Annotated in this window: 1 protein-coding gene; it reads left to right on the top strand. The window is 64.2% G+C overall.

Annotated elements, in window-relative coordinates; genetic code table 11:
* Positions 1-1,370: excinuclease ABC subunit UvrC (gene uvrC / locus Q0248_RS01235; RefSeq protein ID WP_299318777.1), on the top strand; the 1,370-nt coding region annotated here is incomplete at both ends.

Below are 1,370 nucleotides of genomic sequence, written 5' to 3'. Positions count from 1 at the left end.
ATCAAGGAGCACCAGCCCCGCTACAACATCCTCCTCAAGGACGACAAGACCTACCCCGAGGTCGTCATCCACAACGAGCCCTTCCCCCGCATCCGCGTCGAGCGACGCCCCGCACGCGACGGCTCCCAGCGCTTCGGCCCCTACCCCGATGTAGGCATGGCACACGCTACCGTGGATATGATACGCGACCTCTACCCCATACGCACCTGCGACCTCGACCTAAGCCCCGCCAAGATCGCCCAGGGCAAGTACAAGGAGTGCCTCCAGTACCACATCAAGAAGTGCAAGGCCCCGTGCATCGGCCTACAGAGCCTCGAGGACTACGAGCACAACGTCCGCGAGATCACCTCGCTGCTGCGCGGCGACCTCAAGACCGTCATCCAGCTCTACCGCGACGAGATGCAGCAGCTGGCCGCCGCCCTGCGCTTCGAGGAGGCACAGATCTACAAAGAGCGCCTGCAGTACCTCGAGAACTATCAGGTCAAGCACACCGTGGCGCCGCACCACATACACAACGTGGACGTCTTCAGCTGCATCGAGGATGAGGACGGCTCGATCTGCGTCAACTTCATGCACATCACTCAGGGGATGGTCACCAAGGTCTACACCCTCGAGTACCACAGCCAGCTGGAGGGCGAGACGCGTGAGGAGCTCTTCGCCAGCGCCATCACCGAGCTGCGCCAGCGTTTCGCCTCGCGGGCTCGGGAGCTGATCCTGCCCTTCGACCCAGGCTGGGAGGCAGGCCCAGGCATCACCATCACCATCCCTCAGCGCGGGGACAAGAAGCGCCTACTGGAGCTAAGCGAGCGCAACGTACGGCAGTACAAGGTCGACAAGTACAAGCGTGCCGAGCGCCTCAACCCCGACCAGCGCCTCATGCAGATCCTCACCGAGCTACGCCAGGCACTGAGCCTCGACAAGCCCCCCATGCATATCGAGTGCTTCGACAACTCCAACGTCCAGGGCTCGGATGCCGTGGCGGCCTGCGTCGTCTTCAAGCGCGGACGCCCCTCGAAGAAGGACTACCGCAAGTTCAACATCCGCTCGGTCGAGGGCCCCGACGACTACGCCTCCATGCGTGAGGTCGTAGAGCGCCGCTACCGCAAGCTCCTCGCCGAGGAGGAGCCCCTACCCGATCTCATCCTCGCCGACGGGGGCAAGGGGCAGATCGGCGCTATACGTGACGCGCTGGCCGTCCTCGAGCTCGACATCCCCGTGGCGGGCCTTGTCAAGGACGAGCGCCACCGCACCTCCGCCCTCCTCTACGGCAGGGAGCAACTCCACGAGATCCCCGTGAAGCACCACAGCGCGACCTTCCGCCTGCTGGAGCAGATCCAGGCCGAGGTGCACCGCTTCGCCATCACCTTCCA

Source organism: uncultured Porphyromonas sp., assembly GCF_938046015.1.
In the GTDB taxonomy this organism is placed as follows: domain Bacteria; phylum Bacteroidota; class Bacteroidia; order Bacteroidales; family Porphyromonadaceae; genus Porphyromonas.
The sequence above is the reverse complement of the archived record's forward strand: the minus strand, read 5'-3'. Positions and strand labels throughout refer to the sequence as shown.